The sequence below is a fragment of the Nocardiopsis sp. iso_238 genome, assembly GCF_056173325.1.
In genome coordinates, this window is the sequence record NZ_CM149668.1 from 3222720 (window position 1) to 3244639 (window position 21920).

Below are 21920 nucleotides of genomic sequence, written 5' to 3' on the forward strand. Positions count from 1 at the left end.
GAGGAGCCGGGTGCCCGTCGGGCACCCGGCTCCGTCATGTCCGCTCCGTTCCCGTCTCCGGATCCGTCGGACCCTCCGGGTCCTCGGAGGCACCCTTGCGCGGGCGCCCCCTGCGGGGGATGTCCTTGGCCTCCCTGGGCATCCGGCCCGCCTCGTCCAGGGCGCGGCGCAGGAGGAACTCGATCTGGGCGTTGGTGCTGCGGAGCTCGTTCCCGGCCCAGCGCGCGAGCGCGTCGTGGACGGCGGGGTCGAGCCGCAGCAGCACCTTCTTGCGCTCGGGCACGGCACCTCACCCGGATCTACTGGTAGAGGGTCCCGGTGTTCACGACGGGGCTGGCGGGGCGGTCCGAGCACAGCACCACGAGCAGGTTGCTGACCATGGCGGCCTTGCGCTCCTCGTCCAGGTCCACGACGTCCTCGTCCGACAGGCGCTCCAGCGCGCGGTCGACCAGGGTGACGGCTCCCTCCACGATCTCGGCGCGGGCCGCGATCATGGCGCTGGCCTGCTGGCGCTGGAGCATGGCCTGGGCGATCTCCGGGGCGTAGGCCAGGTGGGTGAACCTGGACTCCACGACCTTCACGCCCGCCGCGTCGACCCGCTCGGCGACCTCCTTGGACAGCTGCTCGGTGATGGCGTCGGCGCTGTCGCGCAGCGAGGGCACGGCGTCGTCGCCATAGGAGTCGTAGGGGTACTTGCCCGCGATGTGGCGGACGGCGGCCTCAGTCTGGGTGGAGACGAACTGGATGAAGTCGTCGACCTCGAAGGAGGCGCGTGCGGTGTCCTCCACCTGCCAGACGACGACGGCGGCGATCTCGATGGGGCTGCCCGAGGCGTCGTTGACCTTCATGACGGAGGTCTCGTGGTTGCGGATGCGCGTGGAGATCGCGTTGCGCACGGTGAGCGGGTTGACCCAGCGCAGACCGTCGGTGCGGATGGTCCCGACGTAGCGGCCGAAGAACTGGACGACCTGGGCCTCGTTGGGCGCGACCATCGTCAGACCGATGGCCAGGACGACGCCCACGGCGGCGATCACGACGCCGACGGCGATCAGGGACCCGTGCAGGCCGAGCAGGGGCAGGGCGGCGATCGCGGCTCCGCCCAGGAACAGCACGACCGACACCACGAACATGGGGATGCCGCCGGACCCGAAGGCCTCACGTTCCCTGTACTGCGGTGCTGGCCTGACGACGCTGGACGTCTCGCTCATCTGTCGGCCTTCCTTCCTTGGAGCTCGTTCCTCGTGTGATGACTTGAGCATAGCATTGTGATATCACTTTTTATGGACGGCCTCCCCCCGGGGCCCTGACTGAGAGGAGACGTGGACGCGATGAGCACCGACGCTCTGCGCCTGCGACCGCCGCACCACCGCGTGGACCGGCGCGCCATCTGGTGGTGGACGACCCGCTCCCTCGCGGTGACGGTCCTGCTCACCGTCATCCCGGTCATCCCCGCACTGATCTGGGAACCGGTGCGCTTCTGGTTCCTGGTCGCGGCCGGGGTCATCGGCGGGATCGGCCTGCTGATCACGGTCGTCATGCCGCAGTGGCGGTACCGGGTGCACCGCTGGGAGGTCACCGACACCGCCGTCTACACCTCCAGCGGGTGGATCTGGCAGGAGTGGAGGGTGGCCCCGATGTCCCGCGTCCAGACCGTGGACACCGAACGCGGACCGCTCCAGAGGGTCTTCGGGCTGTCGAGCGTGACCGTCACGACGGCCTCGGCCGCCGGTCCGATCGAGATCAGCGGCCTCGACCACGAGCTGGCGACCGAGGTGGCCGACCAGCTCACCGACAGCACCCAGGCGATTCCGGGGGACGCGACATGACCTCCCATGACGACCACCGCCCCGAAGAGGCCCCACCCGTGGAGCACGTCCACGGCGGGACCGCCCCGGAGCACGTCGAACCGCCCACGGAGGGCACCCCACCCGTCGCCGCGGACGCCGAGGACGGCTGGGAGGGACTGAGCCCGCTCAGCGTGTGGGCCTCGGCGGTCATCGTCTCCGTGTTCCTGGTCCCGGCGGCCGTCGTCGGCACCGTCGTCCTGCTCGTCGTGGGGCTCCCGTGGTGGGCGCTGGTACCGGTCCCGGCCACCCTGGCCTTCGTCGCCCTGATGACCTACCTGGAGATGTTGCGGCTCCGCGCGGTGCGCTACCGGGTCACCGCCGAGCGCATGGAGATGCGCTCGGGCATCATCGCCAGGGCCTACCGGTCCATCCCGCGTGAACGCGTGCGCACCGTGGACGTGGCGGCCCCGGTCTACACGAGGATCTTCGGCCTGTGCGCGGTGACCGTGGGCACCGGTGAGTCGGCCGGTTCCGGCGGCGGCGACCAGCTCAAGCTGGAGTACGTGACCGCGGACCAGGGAGAACGGCTCCGCCGGGAACTCCTGCGCCGCGCCGCCCCGGCCACGGGTCCCGCGGGCGGCCCCGAGGGCTCCGGGGAGGTCCCGGACGGGGAGGAGACGGAGCTGGCCCGGCTGAACCCGCGCTGGTTCGCCTACGCGCCCGCCACCTCGGCCACCTTCGGCATCGGCCTCGGTGTGATCGCCGCTCTGGTCGGTGTCAACGCCCAGAGCGGCGGCCACGGGTGGAAGTGGATCGCGGAGCAGGCCGACCTGCCCAGCGCGGAGGCGATGTCGAGTTTCGTGATGGGGCAGCTGCTGCTGGTCGTCCCCGGCGTGCTGCTGGCCCTGCTGGTGTCGGGGGTGGCGGTCCTGCTCCTGGTCGCCGTGGAGACCTGGTGGGACTACCGGCTCGTCCGTGAACCCGACGGCACCGTCCGGCTGCGGCGGGGACTGCTGACCAGCGTCTCGCTGTCGGTGGAGGGCCGCCGCCTCAACGGCGTGGTGCTCCACGAGCCCTTCGTGCTGAGGACGGTGGGCGGCGCCTCCGTCCGTGCGGTGGCCACCGGACTGTCCGCCGGTGACGCGGAGAAGGCCGAGGCCAAGAGCCGACTGTCCCCGGCCATGCCGGGGAGGCGGGCCCGTGAGCTGGGCGCCGCCCTCATGGGAGGGCCGACCTCGGCGCTGGACGCGCCGCTGGCCCGCCACCCGAAGGCGGCCCTGCGCCGCCGGTTCACCCGGGCGACGGTGTGTTCGCTGGTGGCTCTGGCCCTGGCGGGCGGGCTCGCCTGGCTCCATCAGGTGGCCACCGAGGCCTGGTGGGAGGCGCTGCGGACCGCCGAGGAGCAGTTCATGCCGTTCCCGCTGGCCACCCCGACCGTCGAGGCCACCCCAGGGTGGGGCTGGTTCGCGGTGGCGCTGCTGTTCGCGGCGGCGGCGTTCTGGTACGCGGTCGGTTCGTACCGGGGGCTGGGCCACGGTCTGCACCCGGAGTACCTGGTGGTGCGCAAGGGGATGGCCTCACGCGACACCGTCACGTTGGAGCGGGGAGCGGTGATCGGCTGGCGGATCACGCGCTCGCCGTTCCAGCGCCGGCTCGGTCTGGCCGACGTGGCGGCGACCACCGCCTCCGGCGAGGGGATGTACGCGGCCCTGGACGTGGGCCTGGGGCAGGGCCTGGGCTGGGCCGACGAGGCCGTTCCCGAGCTCCTGGCACCCTTCCTGGTGCGTGCGGAGGGCGACGGCGGGGTCCCCGGTTCCGGAACCTCCGTGCTGCCCTAGCGGCACGCGGGTCGGGCCCGCCGCGCACGTGCGGGACCGTGTCCCGGTGCCCCACTTCCCCGGGCGCCGGGACACGGCCGCCTCCGCGCACGTGCCGGGTGTCCGGGCACGGTCGCGCCCGGGGATCGGCGGGTCAGGGCACGGGGTTGTCGAAGATGGGCTCGCCGTCCACCCGCAGGCCGCTGGTGTGGCTGAGCGCCATCTCCACCATGGGGTAGACCTCGAACAGCCGCCGCATCCCGAGGGCCTCCAGCACGCGCTCCGCGATGGGCGCGGGTTCGGCCAGGACCACGTGTCGGCCCTGACCGGTCAGGACCTGGTAGACGGCGACCAGGGCGCGTACTCCGCTGGCGTCGAAGAAGCCGAGCCCGGACATGTCCACGACCAGGCAGTCGCACCGGGAGGCCTCCGCGGCCTGGAGCAGCCGTTCCCGAAGGTGTTCGGCGGTGGCCAGGTCCACCTCACCGTGGACGCGCACCACCGTCACTCCCGTGCAGGGAAAACGTTCCTGGGCCGAGAACGGGCCATCCTTCGCCACTCGGGCCACCTCTCACCGGACGTAACCTTTCCACTACGCAACCGCGTACGAGATCGTAACCTCTTCAGGTAGCTTCCGGGAGGGTTTCCATGAGAAAAACCGCCGGAATCTCGCTGATATGACCCCACCGCCACCCCGGTGTCACCGTCCCCCGGGTTTGGTCGCCTCGTCGCGCGGGCCCCGGTTCCACAGGACCCCCATTCCTTTCTCTCGGACACTCCCGATCCGACCCCCGCACCGTGCTTTCCGCGCCTTCGTGCGGTAAAAGCGGTACTTGGACACCCGTGTGTCGGCCGGTGGCGGCGTTCCCCCTGGGGAACGGGCCCCGACCGCCCTCATGGACACGAAGAGAGCGAAGGGAGGGAGCGGGACGCGGCTGCCCCGGGCAGTGCGCCGACCGCGACCCCAATGACCGAAACCGCTGACACCCAGCCCGGATGGTTCTCCTCCGAGGAGCTGGAGAACGTCCGCGCCAGCATGCCCGTGCTCTACGTCCAGGCGGTGCCCGTTCGGGTGGACGAGTCCGGGTCGGTGACCCACGTGGGGCTGCTGATGCGCGCCGACCCCGACGGCAGCTTCAACCGTTCGGTGGTCTCCGGTCGGGTGCTCTACCACGAGCGGGTGCGGGACGCGCTCCTGCGCCATCTGGAGAAGGACCTGGGCCCGGTCGCCCTGCCGCGTATCCCCAGCTCACCGCAGCCGTTCACCGTCGCGGAGTACTTCCCCACCCCCGGGGTCACGCCGTTCCACGACCCCCGCCAGCACGCGGTCGCCATGGCCTACGTGGTGCCGGTGAGCGGCGACTGCCAGCCCCGTCAGGACGCCCTGGACCTGGTGTGGTTCACCCCCGAGGAGGCCACCAGCCCGCAGGTGCGCGAGGAGATGCCCGGGGGCCAAGGCGTCCTGGTCCGTCAGGCGCTCGCCCACGTGGGGCACGCGCCGTGACGCCGCTCGCCGGGGCCCGCCAGGGCTGAGGGCGGGCCCCGGGCCCCGGGTCCTTCGCGGACCCGGGGCCCGGGATCTCCCCCCTCGCGTGCGGGGCGACCTCCGAATCTCCTACGAGGAGTGGGTCTAGGCTGGAGGCCATGCTCGCATCCCTCGTCGCCGACGCGCTCGCCCTGGTACCCGAGGACCCGCGCGCGGGTCCCGCTCGTGTGATCCTCGGACTGACCGGCGCCCCCGCCGCCGGCAAGTCCACTCTGGCGCGCTACCTGGTGCACGCGGTCGACGAGCGGGCGGGCGCGGGCACCGCCGGGTACCTGCCCATGGACGGCTTCCACCTGTCCAACGCCCAGCTGGAGCGGTTGGGCCGCCGCGACCGCAAGGGGGCGCCCGACACCTTCGACGCGTTCGGCTACCTGGCGATGGTGCGCCGACTCCTGGCGGAGACCGGCAACCCGGTGTACGTCCCCGACTACGACCGCAGGCTGCACGAGCCCATCGCCGCCCAGCACGTGATCGGGCCCCGCACACGGCTGGTCGTCACCGAGGGCAACTACCTCGCCAGCGACGAGGAGCCGTGGGCCGGGGTGCGCGAACTGTTCGCGGAGCTCTGGTACGTGGAGGCCGAGGACCGGGTCCGCGAGAAGCGTCTGCGCCGCCGCCAGATGGCCGGCGGCGCGAGCGTGAGCGCCGCCCAGGAGTGGGTCGAGCGCAGCGACCGGCCCAACGGAGAACTCGTGAAGACCCTGCGGGACCACTGCACCCGGGTCGTGCGGGTGAGCGGTGTCCCCAGGCTCGGGTCGAGGGACCGCTACTCCGCCCGCTGACCCCTCCCCCCGGGCCGATCCCCGGGGAGGAACCAGTCACCGCCCGGGCGACACCGTGTGGCGCGCGGCACCGAGGGCACCGGAGCTCGATCCGGACCTGCCCCCGCCGCCCCGCACCGAGCGCCCCGGTCTCCCCGGAGGTCCGGGGCCGGAGGCGAAGGGGTCCCGTCGCCGCCGGAACACACGGCGGCTCGACCACCCGTCCGCGCCTTCGTCGGGCTCGACGGGGAGCCGGAGCCGACACCGCCCGCTCCCGACGACCACGCCCACGCCCACGCCCCCCGCGACGATCTGGTGGAGGCGGACGCGTTCGACGAAGTGGGGGCGGCGTTGACGAGGGTGACGCTGGCGTCGAGCCCGTCCCGGCGGATGTCGTGCGCGGCCCGTCCGTCCGCCGCGAGCCCGGCGTGGCCCGCGCCGGGCACCAGGATCTGAGGGGTCATCGGTCCTCCTCCTCGACACTTCGAGTGGTCGACCCGCAGGACGGACCGGGTGTCCCGGAGCGTGACACCGGGCACCGGTGAGGTGGATCACCGGGAGGACGGGAGGACCGACAGGGCGGGTGATCCCGTTTTGCCCGCACATGCGAAGGGACGTCGACCATCACCCCAACTGTCCACATGTTGAGACAAAAGTTCCAAATATCGTCCACCGCGGCTAGCATCCCACCATCGACCCGCACTGACCTGGAAAGAAACTCCTCATGAAGGACGTCGCCGAAGACAACCCGGCGCCGGAACGGCCACAAGCCGAGACGGCGGCGCCACCGACCAACCCGAAGCGGAAGGTCCTCACGGCGAGCCTTGTGGGCACGTCCATCGAGTTCTACGACTTCTACATCTACGCGACCGCCGCGGTCCTGGTCTTCCCCTACCTGTTCTTCCCCGAGGGCGACATGATGGCGGCGCGCCTGCAGTCGCTGGCGACCTTCGCCATCGCCTTCGTGGCCCGCCCCATCGGTTCCTGGCTGTTCGGCCACTTCGGTGACCGGATCGGTCGCAAGGCGACCCTGGTGGCGTCCCTGCTGACCATGGGCATCGCGACCATCGCGATCGGGCTGCTGCCGACCTACGCGCAGATCGGCGTGGCCGCGCCGCTGCTCCTGGCGGTGTGCCGGTTCGGCCAGGGTCTGGGCCTGGGCGGCGAGTGGGGCGGTGCGGCGCTGCTGGCCACCGAGAACGCTCCCCCCGGCAAGCGCGGTTTCTACGGCACGTTCCCGCAGCTGGGCGCGCCGATCGGCTTCTTCCTGGCCAACGGCGTCTTCCTGATCCTGAGCCAGGCCATGTCGGACGAGGACTTCCTGGCCTACGGCTGGCGCATCCCGTTCCTGCTGTCCACCGTGCTGATCATCGTCGGCCTGTGGGTGCGGCTCACCCTGCACGAGACGCCCGCCTTCGCGAAGGTCATCGCCTCCGGGGAGCGGGTCAAGACCCCCATCGTCGAGGTCTTCCGGCACAACTGGCCCGCCGTGGTCATCGGCACGCTCATCATGCTGGCGACCTACGTGCTCTTCTACCTCATGACCGTCTTCTCCCTGGGCTTCGGCACGGACGCGGAGACCGGACTGGGGTACGAGCGCACCGACTTCCTGGTCTTCCTGCTCATCGGCGTCCTGTTCTTCGCGCTGTTCACACCGATCTCCGGGCTGCTCGCGGACCGGTTCGGCCGCAGGCCCGTCCTGATCACGGTCACCTGCACGATCATCGCGTTCGGGTTCGCCATGGGCCCGCTCATGGGCAGCGGCGGGACCGTCGGCGTGATGGCCTTCCTGATCATCGGCCTGTCCCTGATGGGTCTGACCTTCGGCCCGATGGCGGCGGTGCTGCCAGAGCTGTTCCCGACCAAGGTGCGCTACACCGGCGCCTCGGCGGCCTACAACCTGGCCAGCCTGCTGGGCGCCTCGTTCGCGCCCTACATCGCGACCTGGCTCGCGGGGACCTTCGGGCTGGCCTGGGTGGGCGGTTACCTGGTCCTGGTCGGCACCATCACCCTGGGCGCGCTGATCGTCAGCCGCGAGACCAGGCACGACGACCTGGACACCATCTCCGCCAAGGTGACCAAGTAGCGGAGTGACGGGGGATCTCCCCCGGGACGGGAAGGGCCGGGGCGGCACGCGCCCCGGCCCTTCCGCGCGTCCGAACCGTTCACACCGCCCGTCGCGTAAGGGAAAGAAGGGCCCTCGGGGGGTCCCGGCCCGGCCCGCACGGCCGTCGTCTGGCGCACGCGCGACCTTCACGCCGAACTTATCGACCGGCGAGTACACGGAGGGGTGTACCAGAACGGCCCCGGAGCGAGCCGGGACCACGCCCCTGAACCGGTGAACGCCCCGAGGTCCGTACTGCCCATGAACCGGACGGATTCCCGTCCCCCTCACCCCTGGGAGATCCCCATCGTTCACCGAACCACCGTCCCCCTGAGCGCGGCACTCGTGCTGCTGGCCACGGCCTGTGGCGCGCCGAGCACCGACCTCAACGAAGCGGAGACCACCAGCAGCACCACCCCGGCGCCGAACGACGTCAACGGCGACGGGTACTCGGACGTGCCGATCAGCGGGCGCTCCGGAGACGCCGAGACCGGCCAGCCCTACGTGGGGGTGCTGCTCGGCGGGACGGACGGCCTGTCCCCCGACCGCTCCGTCACCCTGACCCGAGCGGACCTCGGGCTGGCCGACGACGGCGAACTCCTCACCGTCCTGGGCACCGGTGACCTCGACGGCGACGGCCACACCGACCTGCTCGTGGACGCCGGGAGCGGATACGTGGTGTGGGGCGGGCCCGAGGGCCCCGCCGGGGAGGCCGTGCCGCTGCCCTGGCTGGAGAAGGACGACCCGAGCGACATGTACGCGGTGTCCCTGGTCGTCGGTGACTTCGACGGGGACGGGAACACCGACGTCACCGTCCTGGACCACCTCCAGGGCACCCCGGTCGACGAGTACGAGGCCACCTTCCACCAGGGACCCTTCGAACGGGACGGCTCCCCCGCCGAGAGCGGCGAGGTGACCCTGCCCAGCGACGCCGGGGACGCCGAGCTCGACGTGATCGACGCGGACGGTGACGCGGCGCTGGACCTGCTGCTGGTCCGGAACCGCGACGAGTCCCCCGCACCCCACCTGGTGCTCCGCTCGGGCCCGGACGGCCCCGCGCAGGAGGTCCTCGGTGACACCGCGCTGGGCCACGCGTACGCGAACGGCGACTTCGACGGTGACGCCCACCCGGACCTGCTCGTGGGGGTCAGCGGTATCCCCAACAACGAGCCAGGCCACGAGGACGAACTGCACCCGGGGTACGTGGACGCCTACGCGGGCGGTGACGGCTTCCTGGACGCGGAACCGTCCCGCCTCACCCTCGACAGCGAGGGTGTTCCCGGCGATGCCGGGGACGGGGACGGGTTCGGCAACGGCCTCCTGGTGGGTGACGTCGACGGCGACGGATACGACGACGCGGTGGCCATGACGGGGCCGTTCCACTCCTACGAGGCCGCCACCCTGCTGTTCGGCGGACCCGAGGGGCTGACCGGTGAGCGGGCGGCGGCGCTCCCGGTCCCGGAGAACGACCTGGGCTCCTACCGCCACCACTCGCTGACCGACTACGACGGTGACGGCCACCCGGACCTGCTGCTGAGCACCGTGCACCCGGCCATGCCGGAGGACAACGCGGGGTACGCGCTGTTCCGCGGCGGCCCCGACGGCTTCGACCCGGAGCCGGTGGAGTTCACCACCGAGGCCCTGTAGGGGCGGTCGGAGTACGGGAGGCCGCCTTCGGCCAGGGGCCGGTCCGGGCTGTGGAAAACGCCCGGACCGGCCCTTCGCGTCCTAGTGTGGATCCTGCCCCCGTAACCCTCCGACCCCCCGGAGTACGCACGTGTACGAAGCCGCGCTCAAGCTGGGCGTCTCGGTCGTCAAGGCCGCCTGTGGCATCTGGATCGGCAACCCGATCGCGGAGAGCGCGGCGACCACGGTGGTGGACCTGGTCCAGGAGAAGGTCACCGGCAGACGCGACCAGCGCAAGCTGGAACGCAAGTTCGCGGAGATCGAGGAGAGCATCGCCGACCGGGTGGTCGGCTACCTCGACCACGAGTTCCAGGGGCTGGCCGAGAACGAGCGCGAGGCGGCGGTGCTGGCTGTCGCGGACGCCTTCGAGCGGGCCGGTCTGACCGACCGCGTCCTGTTCGAGCAGGACCTGGACCCCCTGTACCTGGAGCGGTACGTGCGGTCCAGGGCAGCGGGTGCCACCAGGGACCTCAGCGGGCAGGCGGTCGCCCTCTACGACCGGGTCCTCCCGGAGTCGTGCGCCTACGTGATGGCCACCCTGGGTACCCTGCCGCGTTTCCAGGCCGGAGCGTTCGGCGAACTGCTGCGCCGGGAGAGCCTGGTCCTGGAGAAGCTGGACGAGCTGCTGGACCGCATCCCGGAGGCGGAGGACCAGAAGGGGCACGGACGGGAGGAGAACGCCGAGGCGGCCTTCGTGACCGCGTACCGCAGGACCGCCGCGGAGCGGTGGGACGTCCTGGAGCTGTTCGGCACGGACGCGCGGACCCAGAGGTACCCGCTGACCCTGGCGTACCTGAGCCTTCGGGTGTCCTGGGAGCAGGAGGACCGAGAGCAGGATGTCCTGTGGGCCGACACCGTGCACACCGGCCATCTACGAGTGGAACAGGCCCTGGCCTCCCACCGGCGCACCTTCCTGCGCGGTCCGGCCGGGACCGGCAAGACCACCCTGATGCGCTGGGTGGGGGTGCGCGCCTGCCGGGGTGACTTCCCTGAGGCGATGTCCGCCTGGAACGGCCTGATCCCCTTCATGGTTCCGCTCCGCCAGTACGTGGGCGAGAAGCTGCCCGAGCCCGCCGACTTCGTCCGGCACACCGGACGCCACCTGGCGGATCAGGCACCGAAGGGGTGGGTGACCAGGGTGCTGGCCGAGGGCAGAGGGATCGTCCTGGTCGACGGGGTGGACGAACTCCCCCAGAGCCAACGTGAGGCCGCCCGGCGGTGGCTACGGGAGCTCATGACCGACTTCCCCGAGTGCCGGTACGTGGTCACCACCAGGCCCGGGGCGGCCCAGGAGTCCTGGCTGGAGGCGGACGGGTTCGTCAGCGCCGAACTCCAACCGCTCACCGACGACGACGTCAGTTCCTTCATCCACCACTGGCACGAGGCGGTACGCAGTGAGGTCGCGGACGACACCGAACTGGAACTCCTGAACACCTACGAAACCGAGCTCACACGCAAGGTCCTGGGGCAGCGGCACCTGCGCGCGATCGCCGCGACGCCCCTCCTCTGCGCGCTGCTGTGTGCCCTGCACCGGGATCGCAACACATCGCTGCCCAGAGACCGCATGGAGGTGTACGAGGCCGCCCTGGCGATGCTCCTGAAGGACCGTGACCACCAGCGCGGGATCGCGGGGGTGGAGCTGTCCCGAGGTGAACTGGTGCTGCTGCTCCAGGAACTCGCCAAGTGGCTCGTCATCAACGGCAGTTCGGATGCTCCAAGAGCGACCGCACAGCGCCAGGTCACCAGGGTGTTGAGGAGCATGCACCGGGTCGACGAGGAACCTGAGGAGGTCTTCACCCACCTCATCGTCCGCAGCGGGCTGCTCCAGTGCCCGACCGTCGACCGGGTGAGCTTCCTCCACCGCACCTTCGAGGAGTACCTGGCGGCCAAGGCGATCGTGGAGGAGGACAGCTTCCCCCTGCTGGTCAGCAAGGCGCATGACGACCAGTGGCACGAGGTGGTCGTGATGGCCGCCGGGCACGCAACCCCGAAGCAGAGGGAGGAGCTGGTCACCGGGCTGCTGGAGCGTGCCGACCAGGTGAAGAAGCACCACGACCGGCTGCTGTTGGTGGCTTTCGCCTGCCTGGAGACCTCACCCCAGTTGGCCGAGCGCCTGCGAAAGGAGATCGAGGAACGCGTCCTCAGCATCCTGCCGCCCAGAACCAAGGATCACGTTCACGCCCTGGGAATGGTCGGTGAATCCGCACTGCCCCTGCTCGCGAAAAGCCCACCGAAGAACGCAAGACAGGCAGCGAAGACCATCGAGGCAGCCTCGTTGATCGGCGGCCCCGCATCAGTCCCGATCATCGGACAGTGTCTACCTTTCCGAAGCCATGAAATCTTCAGCGCTCTGCACACAGCGTGGAACAGAGGGGCCTCACCTGAACTAGCCCGCGTGATACTCCGAGAGGCCTGCACCACCTATTCCTATTCCATTACAATTTCAACCGAACACCTGGAATTACTGAACAAGCACGCCCCCGAAACATCCAAAGCAGTAATCACAGGAAAGGGAAGCGATAATCTAAATCCACTGAAACAAATGAAGCACTTGTCACAAGTGTACCTATTCGCAGACACTCATGCCCCATGGCATGGGATTGATCTCACCCCCTTGCATGGCATGAAAAGCCTTAGAGGCCTTCATCAGAACAAAGATACCTCCCTTGCCAAGATAGAACCACTTACCCAAAGCCCTATATCAACCTTAAGCCTCAGCCACCCCGACAAAATATCAGACTTGCACATCCTTTCCTCCTTCCATGAACTGACAGATATTTCTTTCGAAACCAGCCTTCCGCAGCTTTCACTAGACACCATCCTGCCAAATCCAGGAAGAACCCTGAGCCTCAGACTCTCGGCTCAGTATCACGAAAGGAACCTTGACTACCTCAATACAGCCACCAATAAGCTTCACAAGCTTGAAATCCGAGATTGCCCTAACATCTTTAGCGCGGAAGGAATTCTCAGTCACCACCAATCCCTCACGCACCTCACCTACCGCGACCCCACACCCGCGAACCTACCTTCTATTATTGGACAACTCGCCCACCTAGAAGAACTAGAAATCGAATTCAAACTCACAGAGAACAAAAGCCTCACATGGGCCTTAACTGAACTCCCGTCACTCAAAAAACTTACACTCCGACACTTCAACCTATCGATTTCCGTACCATCGTGGATTAGGGATATTCCACAATTACAAACGCTTCGCGTTGAGGGAGAGAAGCCAGTAGACCTGTCGCCCCTGGAGGGAACACCCAATCTAACCGTGGAAGCTACCGAGATTCGATCACAAACCGTGAACGGAACCGAGGCGCTTGGCAATAATTCCCGCCTAGTAAGAGATGTTCCATACGTGTTCTGACGGCGGTCAGGCGCCGGGACGGCATGACCGTGCTCGGGGGCGAAGGTCCTCTCTGGCGGGGGCCTTTGGCACTTGCGCCCCGTAGAGGTGCAGCTGGGAGAACCGCCTGGTCATCGCCGGTGACCTGGAACACCTGACCGACTCGGAGGCGGCGACGGGGGCCGGAAACACCCGCCTAGACTCGGGAACGGCCCCAGGACAGCTGCCGGAAAGAGTCCCCCATGCGCGCGCCAGACGGCGATTCCCACCGCCACCTCGGCCAGGACCGGCTGTCGCTGCCCGAGGTACGGCTGGACGATCTGCTCGACGAGGTCCGGTCCCGGATGACCGAGATCTCGCGCACCCAGGAGCGCATCCGCACGCTGCTGGAGGCCGTCGTCTCCATCGGGGAGGGCCTGGAGCTCGAACCCCTCCTGCTGCGGATCACCGAGACCGCGACCAGCCTCGTGGAGGCGCGGTACGGCGCGCTCGGGGTGATCGGACCGGAGGGTGACATGAGCCAGTTCATCCCCGTGGGGCTGGCCCCCGACGAGATCGACCAGATCGAGCACTGGCCCAAGGGCGAGGGCATCCTCGGGCTGCTCATCAAGGAACCCAGACCCCTGCGGTTGCGGGACGTGCGCGAGCACCCCGAGTCGCGCGGGTTCCCCGCCGGTCACCCGCCCATGCACACCTTCCTCGGGGTGCCGATCCGTATCCGGGACCAGGTGTTCGGCAACCTCTACATGACCGACAAGCTCGGTGGCGCGGAGTTCACCGGGGACGACGAGCTCCTGCTGCGGGCGCTGGCCACGGCGGCGGGCACGGCGATCGAGAACGCGCAGCTCTTCGCGCAGACCCAGAGCCGGGAGACCTGGCTGGACGCCTCCGGGCAGATCACCACCCGGCTGCTGTCCGGCGCCGCCCCGGAGGAGGTCCTGAGGCTGGTCGCCCGGCGCGCCCGGGTGATGGCCCACGCCGACCTCGCCGTGATCGCCATGCCCGGGGAGGAGCCCGAGACCCTCACCGTGCGGGTCTGGGACGGTCCCGACGACCCGTGCGCGCCGCCGTCCGACGGGGTGCGGGGCGCCACCCTGCCCCGGGAGGCCGACACCCTGTTGGGGCGGGTCTACCTGAGCGGGATCCCGGTACGGACCGACGTCGCCCAGTTCGACCATCTCGGGGTCGGGTTCCTGGGCCGGTTGGGGATGGGCCCGGTGCTGGTGCTGCCCTTCGGTCCGCCGGACGGTGCACGGGGTGTCCTGGTGCTCGCCCGTGACCAGGACCGGGAGCCCTTCCAGAGCAACTGGTTGAGCATGCTGTCCTCGTTCGCGAACCAGGCGGCGGTCGCCCTCGAACTGGCCGAGGCCCGGTTGGACTCCGAACGGCTGAGTGTGTTGGAGGACCGGGACCGGATCGCCCGGGACCTGCACGACACGGTGATCCAGCGCCTCTACGCCACCGCCCTGACCCTGATGGGGACCGTGCGGCGGATCGACGACTCCACGTCGGCGGGGCGGGTCCAGTCCGCCGTCAACGACCTGGACGACACGATCCGGCAGATCAGGTCCACGATCTTCGCGCTCCAGAGTTCCACCGGTGACGACTCCGCGTCCCTGCGCTCCCAGGTGCTGGCGGTGGTGAACTCCGCGACGGAGTCCCTGGGGTTCGCGCCGCGCCTGCTCACCCAGGGCCCGGTGGACAACGGGGTGGACGACGGGACCGGCGAGCACCTGGTCGCCGTGCTGCGGGAGCTGTTGTCCAACGCCGCCCGGCACTCCGGGGCCGCGTCGGTGGACGTCCAGGTGTCGGTCGGTGACGGCGCGCTGGTGCTGCGGGTCTCCGACGACGGCCGGGGTTTCCGGGAGGGGGGTCACCGCAGCGGTCTGCGCAACATCGCCTCGCGCGCCGAGGAGTTGGGCGGGGCGGTCTCGGTGGTGACCGGCCCGGAGGAGGGCACCGTGGTGGAGTGGTCGGTTCCGGCCCGGCAGGGCGTCGAGAGGCGGACGGTCTAGCCGGGCCGCCTCCGGCTCAGGCGGTCTGGTTCATCGACAGCCGCACGGCGTAGGCGGCCGCCTGGGTGCGGCGGGCCATGCCGAGCTTGGCCAGGACCCGGGACACGTAGTTCTTCACGGTCTTCTCGGCCAGGTACATCCTGGTGCCGATCTCCCGGTTGGTGAGTCCCTCACCGATGAGTTCCAGGACCCTGCGTTCCTGGTCGGTGAGTTCGCTCAGCGGGTCCTCACGCACGGCGTCCGCGCGCAGCCGTTCGAGCATGCGCGTGGTCGACTCGGGGTCGAGCAGGGAGCGTCCCCCGGCGACCGTGCGGACGGCGCCGACCAGGTCGGTGCCGTGGATCTGCTTGAGGATGTAGCCGGAGGCCCCGGCCATGACGGCGCCGTAGAGGGCCTCGTCGTCGGAGTAGGAGGTGAGCATGAGCACGCGGGTTTCGGGGAGCGCCGAGCGGATGTCCCGGCAGACCTTAACGCCGTCGCCGTCCGGGAGACGGACGTCGAGCACGACCACGTCGGGTTCGAGGACGGGAACCCGCGCCAGGGCCCGTGCGGCGGTTCCGGCCTCTCCGACCACCTCGATGCCGTCCTCGTCGTCGAGGAGTGCTCCGACCCCTCGTCGGACGATCTCGTGGTCGTCCACCAGGAACACCCGGATCGTTGCGTCGCCGGCCATCGGGGCGGTTCTCCTCAGCGCTGAGTGCGGTGCCCGGTGGCGGCGCGGCCGCCTCGGGTCGTGTGGGGTGACACGGTGCGCCTCCCACCCTAGACAGTTCTGAATAGCGGCATATGAGTCAAACGTCCTTTTCTGTTTGGGGCGAGTGTCCTGGCGGGTAGTCCGCAGGTGGGGACCTTCGCCGTCGGACAGGGGGCTCGTGCCCCACGGCCTTCGGGAGCACGGCCAGCGATGATGGCGAAGGCTGGAACTGAGGGCACGGCACTTCGGGGGTTCGTGATGACTGGATCAGGCGGTACGGACGCGTCCGCTCGGAATCGGAGCTGGGTGACGGGATCGGCCTCGCCTCCGGAACAGCGGAGCGCCGAGGAGGGCACCGATCGGCTCTCCGAGAGCGCCCAGATGACGGTCGGGACCGATCTGGCCGACGAACAGCACTCGGCGTTCACCGTCCTGGAGCGCCAGACCTGCTTCAACCTCCTGGCCTCACACGACATCGGGAGGGTCGCCTTCACCATCGAGGGGGACGCCGCCCCGACGGTGCTGCCGGTCAACTACGCGATGGTGCACGACACGATCGTCTTCCGGTCCACGCTGGCCGGGACCATCATGCGCCACGCGCGGGGGCACGCCGCCTTCCAGATCGACCATTTCGACGAGGAGCGGCGTGAGGGGTGGAGCGTGCTGGCCTCCGGACGCTGCCGCTGGGTGCGCGACCAGTCCGAACTGGAGCGCATCCCCCAGGGTCGGCTCCCCGAGCCCTGGGCGGCGGGACCGCGCGACCAGGTCCTACGGATCACTCCGGGCCGGGTGACCGGCCGGGACATCCACCACACCTGACAGCGGTACGCCGGACCCGGGAACCGCACACCCGGGTCCCGTACCTTTGGTGTGTTTCGCCACCGATCGGGGTATCGGTGGCCACATGGGAGCGCAAAGCCCGTTTCACCCCCGGTGTGTCCCTGACCCCGACCCGTGCCGCACGGAGACGATCGCCTCGTGCGACAGCGGCCACCACTGCCATCACGGTCCGGGCTCCGGCACGGGGACGATCGCGTCGACCCGCGCGGGGGACGGTCGTTGAGGCCCCTGTGGAGCCGGGTCGCCCTGGGTGCGGGCGCCGCGGCCACCGCCGCCGTCCTCACCGTCTCCGGTACGCCGCTGCTGCTCCACCACGCCACGGCGCTGACGCTGCCCTCGTCCGCGGCACCGACCGTGTCACCCCCGGACGGCGGTCCCGACGGCCTCCGTGTGCGTGTGCTGTCCTCCCGGCCCGACACCGTCACAGGCGGGAGCGCGCTGGTGCGCGTGGAACCGCCGCCCGGAGTCGAACCGCACGAGGTGCGTCTGGAGGCGGACGGCACCGACGTCACGGACGCGCTGCGCCCCGTACTCCTCCCCGAGGGCGGGCACGTGCTGGAGGGGCTGGTCACGGACCTGCCCGAGGGAAGGTCCGCCCTGGTGGCCGCGCTGACCGAGGAGGCGGCAACCGCCTCCGGCACCCTGGCCCAGGCCCGGGTGGTGGTCATCAACCACCCCGGGTCCGGTCCCGTGTTCGCCGGGCCGCACCAGGAACCGTTCGTCTGCCAGACCGGGGAGTTCGCCCTCGCCTGGGGCGGTGACCTGGGCGACCCGTTGGACGACGACTGCTCGGTGGAGACCGTGGTGGGCTACGTGTACCGCACCACGGACGGCCGGTTCGCCCCGCTCCCGGAGGGTGGCTCCCTGCCCGCCGACGTCGCCCGCACGACCACCTCCACCGGTGAGGAGGTGCCGTACACGGTCCGGGTGGAGACCGGAACCGCCAACCGGTCCGTGTACGAGACGGCCGTCCTGCACGACCCCCGCGACCCCGATCCCGACCCGTGGACCGCTCCGGAGGGCTGGAACCGCCGCCTGGTGTACAAGTTCGGCGGCGGCTGCCCCGGGGGCTGGTTCGTGCAGGGGAACCGCACCGCCGGGGTGGTGGACCACGGCATGCTCTCCCAGGGGTACGCGGTGGCCTCGGCCTCCCTGAACGTGTTCGGGCACAACTGTGACGACCTGTTGGCCGCCGAGACCATGAGCGCCGTCAAGCAGCGGTTCGTCCTCTCCCTCGGCGTCCCGGACCACACACTGGGCTGGGGTTCCTCCGGCGGCGCCTACCAATCCCACCAGATCTCCGACAACTATCCCGGGCTGCTCGACGGGATCGTGGTCTCCCAGAGCTACCCGGACGTCGGTTTCGCGACCGTTCCCGCCGTCTCGGACGCCCTGCTGCTGCGCACCTACGCCGAGGCGCACCCGGACGCCCTGACCAGGGAACAGCAACGGGCGGTCTCCGGGTTCGGGACCTGGGAGGGGATCAACGCGATGGCCGACGCCGCCGCCCGGATCGACCCCCGGGGCGTGTGTCCGTCCGCGCTGCCCGCCGAGGAGCGCTACCACCCCGAGGACAACCCGGACGGCGCACGCTGCGACGTGTTCTCCCACGCCCGCAACGTCTACGGCACCGACCCCGAGACCGGTCGGCCCCGGCTCCCGCTGGACAACGTGGGGGTGCAGTACGGGCTGTCCGCGCTGCTCGACGGCGACATCGACGCGGACCAGTTCCTGCACCTGAACGAGCACGTCGGCGGGTTCGACCGGGACGGTTCGGTGGTGCCCGGACGCACCGTGGGCGACCCGGCGGCGATCCGGGCCGCCCACGACAGCGGGCGGCTGCTCCACGGGGGCGGCGGGCTGGCCGCCGTCCCGGTCGTGGACCACCGCCCCCACCAGGACCACGCGCCGGACGGGGACATCCACATGCGGTACCACTCCTTCAGCACCCGCGAACGCCTGCTGGCCGCCAACGGCACCGCCGACAACCACGTGATGCTGGTGGAGGCGCACCGCGGCGGCGTCTTCTCCGCCGACCAACCGGTGGCCGGGCGCGCCCTGACCGAACTCGACGCCTGGGTGACCTCCGCCGCCGAGCTCGCCCGGGACGAGCCCGAGGGAGCACCCGCCGAGCACCTGCGCCGGTCCCGCCCCGAGTGGCTGACGGACTCCTGTTGGATCGGGGACGAGCGCGTGGTCGCCCCGCAGCTGCCGTTGCCGGAGGGGCGGGGCGACCGCTGCGCCGACGCCTTCCCCACGTACGGCTCACCGAGGATCGGCGCGGGCGGGCCGCTCGCCTCCGACGTCGTCAAGTGCCGACTCACCGAGTTCGACGAAGAGGCGCACCCGGCGGAGTTCGACGAGGACCAGGCCGAGCGGGCCCGGGACGTGTTCGCGGACGGGGTCTGTGACTGGTCGGAGCCGGGTGAGGGCCAGCGGCCGCCGAAGGGGCCGTGGCAGTCCTTCTGAACCGAGGACCCGTGACCGACCCGCGCCCGCCGGTCAGTCCTCGGGGATGTCGTGCAGGATGAGCGCCCCGCCGCGCAGGGGCCGGTCCCGGCGCTCGTGGTCGGTGGTCACGTACTCGTCGACGACGGCGAGGAGCCGCCGGTTGAACTCGGAGACCTCCTCCTCGTTCAGGTGCAGGGCGAACCGCCCCACGAGCCGGACGGAGTCGGGGTCGGCCTCGTCGAGTTCGGTGGTGAACGCGGCGAGCGGTGAGGACTGTTCCTCCGAGGGCGTGCCACGGAGCGGGTCGTCCAGCCACCAGGTCTCCCCGGTGGCCCGGTAGGGCTTCTCCAGGGCTCCGGCGGCACCCTTGCGCACCGGCCCGGCGACGAGGAAGCCGACGTCCACCAGCGTGCGCACGTGGTGCAGCACCGTGCCCGGGTTGGTGTCGAGCCGGTCCGCGAGCTCCCGGTTGGTGCGGTCCCTGCTCAGGCACAGGCGCAGGATGCGCAGTCGCAGCGGGTGACCGAGGGCCTTGGCCTCGCGGGCGGTGGCCGGGCGCCGCTGGCGCCGGGCGGGCTGTTCGGGGTCCGGTTCTGCCATGGCTGAAGCCTAGGGCCAGTCCGGCTCCAGGAGTCGATTGGTTAATACCAATCGATTGAGTTTCCCCAATCGATCTGTCAGTCTCGATCCATGTCCGACCCCCAGGGGCCCACGCCCCCCACGCCCCCCGCGTCCCCCGATCCCGTGACCCAACCCGCGCCCCACTCCCTGGGCGGTGACTTCTGGAGGGTGTGGACCTCCTCCGGACTCTCCAACCTGGCGGACGGTGTCCTGAAGGTCGCCCTGCCCCTGGCGGCCCTGCGCTTCACCGACTCCCCCGTGCTCGTCGCGGGTGTCACCGTGGCCCTGGGCCTGCCCTGGCTCCTGTGCGCCCTGCCCGCCGGAGCCCTGGCCGACCGCCTGGACCGGCGGCGGGCGATGGTCGGCGCCAACGCCGTGCGCGGCGCCCTCGTCCTCCTGCTGGCCGTCGGACTGGCCCTGGACGTGGGGTCGATCTGGCTGCTGTACGCGACCGCGTTCCTGATCGGCACGGCCGAGACCCTGTACGACACCTCCGCGCAGTCGATCCTGCCGCAGATGGTCCACCGGGACCGGCTCTCCCGGGCCAACGGGCGGCTGTACGCGGTGGAGTTCACCTCCCACCAGTTCGTCGGCCCGCCCCTGGGCGGCGCGCTGGTGGGGGTGAGCGCAGCCCTGGCGTTCGTGACCCCGGCCGCGCTGTGGGTGGCCGCCCTGGGCGTCCTGCTCCTGGTGCGCGGACGGTTCCGGGTGGAACGCGGCGGACCGCCCACGAGCGTGCGCGCCGACATCCGACAGGGACTGCGGTTCCTGTGGTCCCACCGCCTCCTGCGTTCGTTCGCCGTGATGGTCGGGGTCTCCAACTTCGCCACCAGCGCCTCCTTCGCGGTCATCGTGCTGTACGCGGTGGGCCCCGGCTCCCCGATGGGGTTGTCCGAACCCGCCTACGGCGCACTGCTGACCGCCATGGCTGTGGGGAGCCTGCTGGGGTCGTTCGTGGCCGAGTGGTGTGAGCGGGTGCTGGGCCGGGCCCTCGCGCTGCGGCTGTGCGTCCCCCTCTTCGCGTTGTTGCTGCTGGTCCCCGGGCTGACCCCCAGTGTCTGGCTGGTCGGGGCCGGGTTCTGCGTCGGCGGGATCGGGATCACGGTCTGGAACGTCATCACCGTGTCGCTGCGCCAGCGTGTGACCCCGGCCGACCTGATGGGACGGGTCAACAGCGTCTACCGCCTGGTGGCCTGGGGCACCATGCCGCTGGGCGGGGTGGTGGGCGGGCTGGTCGCGGAGTTCCTCGGGCTCAGGGCGGTGTTCCTCGGTATGGGGGTGCTCATGCTGACCCTGCTGGTCCCGCTGTGGCGGATGGACGAGGCGGACCTGGCGGACGGCGGGTAGGGGGACCGGAACGCACGCGGCTGGGGATATCCGGTGGACGCCGCCCGCTCCCTGCATGAGGATGGCCGCGTGACACACGACGACCACCACGGCCCTGAGGACGACGTCGAGGTCCTGGAGGGCGGCAACGTCTCCGACCGGGTCCTGCGGATCGGCGCCACCGTGCGCAAGCCCTGGCTGCCCTCCTCCCCGGCGGTGACCTCCCTGCTGGACCACCTGCACCGGCGGGGATACACCGGTGCCCCGGTCAGCCACGGCCAACGGCCCGAGGGCTACCAGAGCCTGGCCCACGTCCCCGGCACGACGGCCGACCGGATGCCGCCCATGACCACCGGCGAGCTCCGTGAACTGGGCGCGATGGCCAGGCGGCTGCACGACCTCACCGCCGACTTCCGGCCTCCGGAGGACGCCGGGTGGGAACGGCTCTTCCCGCCCGAGGAACCCGAGGTGATCTGCCACAACGACCTCGCCCCGTGGAACCTGGTCCGTGATCCGGACGGGGTCCAGGAGGCGTTCGACGGGGGCGGGCGACGGACCGAGTCCTGGTGCCTCATCGACTGGGACGGCGCCGGTCCGGCCAGCCGGATGGGCGACCTCGGCTACGCCGCGCACGGGTTCGTTCCTCTGCACGCGGGCGGCGCCCCCGAGGCCGACGGCCGGAGGCTGCGGGCGCTGGCCGACGGCTACGGCTGCGACGCCGACCAGCGCCGGACCCTCCCCGGTGCGGCGCTGCGCCGGGTGCGCGGGATGTTCGAGATCCTGGAGGAGGGCGCGCGTACCGGTCGGCTTCCCTGGGCGCGTCTGCACGCTGAGGGGCACGCCGACCACTGGGGCCCGGCCGCTGACTACGTCGAACGGCACCAGGAGCGTTGGATCGAGGTGCTGACGGAGCCGTGAGCCGTCCC

The 21920-nt window shown here is 70.5% G+C and carries 17 protein-coding genes; 12 read left to right on the forward strand and 5 right to left on the reverse strand.

All coding sequences use genetic code 11. The features are described 5' to 3' along the window. Positions 1 to 34 precede the first annotated feature (34 nt). Together AC0VYL_RS14495 and AC0VYL_RS14500 are read right to left on the reverse strand one after the other, a co-directional pair. Positions 35 to 283, reverse strand: coding sequence for a type II toxin-antitoxin system antitoxin (locus AC0VYL_RS14495; RefSeq protein ID WP_475453265.1), 249 nt, complete (start codon positions 281 to 283; stop codon positions 35 to 37). Positions 284 to 299: 16 nt separating this feature from the next. Then, on the reverse strand, positions 300 to 1208 hold the full coding sequence (locus tag AC0VYL_RS14500; RefSeq protein WP_475453267.1) for an SPFH domain-containing protein: 909 nt from the start codon (positions 1206 to 1208) through the stop codon (positions 300 to 302). A 120-nt stretch (positions 1209 to 1328) separates the two neighbouring features. Between AC0VYL_RS14500 and AC0VYL_RS14505 the strand changes: the two genes are divergently transcribed. Together AC0VYL_RS14505 and AC0VYL_RS14510 are read left to right on the forward strand one after the other, a co-directional pair. Continuing rightward, positions 1329 to 1826 (forward strand): PH domain-containing protein, encoded by a 498-nt coding sequence (locus AC0VYL_RS14505; RefSeq protein ID WP_475453269.1) that lies wholly within the window; start codon positions 1329 to 1331, stop codon positions 1824 to 1826. Next, positions 1823 to 3625 (forward strand): PH domain-containing protein, encoded by a 1803-nt coding sequence (locus tag AC0VYL_RS14510; protein ID WP_475480446.1) that lies wholly within the window; start codon positions 1823 to 1825, stop codon positions 3623 to 3625. Before AC0VYL_RS14505 ends, AC0VYL_RS14510 begins: the two co-directional genes overlap by 4 nt. Before the next feature lie 133 nt (positions 3626 to 3758). Here AC0VYL_RS14510 and AC0VYL_RS14515 read toward each other — a convergent pair whose 3' ends face one another. Continuing rightward, positions 3759 to 4112 (reverse strand): STAS domain-containing protein, encoded by a 354-nt coding sequence (locus AC0VYL_RS14515; RefSeq protein ID WP_475463073.1) that lies wholly within the window; start codon positions 4110 to 4112, stop codon positions 3759 to 3761. A 459-nt stretch (positions 4113 to 4571) separates the two neighbouring features. On the opposite strand from AC0VYL_RS14515, the gene AC0VYL_RS14520 reads away from it, so the two are divergent. From AC0VYL_RS14520 to AC0VYL_RS14545, 6 genes are all read left to right on the forward strand, one after another. Further along, positions 4572 to 5108: an NUDIX hydrolase family protein gene (locus AC0VYL_RS14520; protein ID WP_475453273.1), complete on the forward strand. Its 537-nt coding sequence runs from the start codon at positions 4572 to 4574 to the stop codon at positions 5106 to 5108. A gap of 140 nt (positions 5109 to 5248) precedes the next feature. After that, positions 5249 to 5932, forward strand: coding sequence for a nucleoside/nucleotide kinase family protein (locus AC0VYL_RS14525; protein WP_475453275.1), 684 nt, complete (start codon positions 5249 to 5251; stop codon positions 5930 to 5932). Between the two features lie 703 nt (positions 5933 to 6635). Beyond that, entirely contained in the window at positions 6636 to 7997 is a 1362-nt protein-coding gene (locus tag AC0VYL_RS14530; protein ID WP_475453277.1) for an MFS transporter, read from the forward strand. A 279-nt stretch (positions 7998 to 8276) separates the two neighbouring features. Beyond that, complete coding sequence (locus AC0VYL_RS14535; RefSeq protein ID WP_475480447.1) at positions 8277 to 9662, forward strand: FG-GAP repeat domain-containing protein; 1386 nt, start codon at positions 8277 to 8279, stop codon at positions 9660 to 9662. Between the two features lie 130 nt (positions 9663 to 9792). Further along, positions 9793 to 13068, forward strand: a complete 3276-nt coding sequence (locus tag AC0VYL_RS14540) for an NACHT N-terminal Helical domain 1-containing protein (RefSeq protein WP_475480448.1) — start codon at positions 9793 to 9795, stop codon at positions 13066 to 13068. Between the two features lie 221 nt (positions 13069 to 13289). Next, positions 13290 to 15062, forward strand: coding sequence for a sensor histidine kinase (locus AC0VYL_RS14545; RefSeq protein ID WP_475453283.1), 1773 nt, complete (start codon positions 13290 to 13292; stop codon positions 15060 to 15062). A 16-nt stretch (positions 15063 to 15078) separates the two neighbouring features. On the opposite strand, the gene AC0VYL_RS14550 is transcribed toward AC0VYL_RS14545, so the two are convergent. Further along, positions 15079 to 15735 carry a response regulator gene (locus tag AC0VYL_RS14550; RefSeq protein ID WP_475480449.1) on the reverse strand — a complete coding sequence of 219 codons (657 nt, stop codon included), beginning with the start codon at positions 15733 to 15735 and terminating at the stop codon, positions 15079 to 15081. Between the two features lie 279 nt (positions 15736 to 16014). Here AC0VYL_RS14550 and AC0VYL_RS14555 point away from each other — a divergent pair, with 279 nt between their 5' ends. Both AC0VYL_RS14555 and AC0VYL_RS14560 read left to right on the forward strand, forming a co-directional pair. Further along, positions 16015 to 16575: a pyridoxamine 5'-phosphate oxidase family protein gene (locus AC0VYL_RS14555; RefSeq protein WP_475480450.1), complete on the forward strand. Its 561-nt coding sequence runs from the start codon at positions 16015 to 16017 to the stop codon at positions 16573 to 16575. Positions 16576 to 16815: 240 nt separating this feature from the next. Continuing rightward, positions 16816 to 19065, forward strand: a complete 2250-nt coding sequence (locus tag AC0VYL_RS14560) for a DUF6351 family protein (protein ID WP_475480451.1) — start codon at positions 16816 to 16818, stop codon at positions 19063 to 19065. Between the two features lie 33 nt (positions 19066 to 19098). Here AC0VYL_RS14560 and AC0VYL_RS14565 read toward each other — a convergent pair whose 3' ends face one another. Further along, on the reverse strand, positions 19099 to 19647 hold the full coding sequence (locus tag AC0VYL_RS14565; protein ID WP_475453291.1) for a helix-turn-helix domain-containing protein: 549 nt from the start codon (positions 19645 to 19647) through the stop codon (positions 19099 to 19101). A 90-nt stretch (positions 19648 to 19737) separates the two neighbouring features. On the opposite strand from AC0VYL_RS14565, the gene AC0VYL_RS14570 reads away from it, so the two are divergent. Then, entirely contained in the window at positions 19738 to 21015 is a 1278-nt protein-coding gene (locus tag AC0VYL_RS14570) for an MFS transporter (RefSeq protein WP_475480452.1), read from the forward strand. Between the two features lie 69 nt (positions 21016 to 21084). Beyond that, positions 21085 to 21912 (forward strand): aminoglycoside phosphotransferase/kinase family protein, encoded by an 828-nt coding sequence (locus tag AC0VYL_RS14575; RefSeq protein WP_475480453.1) that lies wholly within the window; start codon positions 21085 to 21087, stop codon positions 21910 to 21912. The last annotated feature ends 8 nt before the right edge of the window (positions 21913 to 21920 follow it).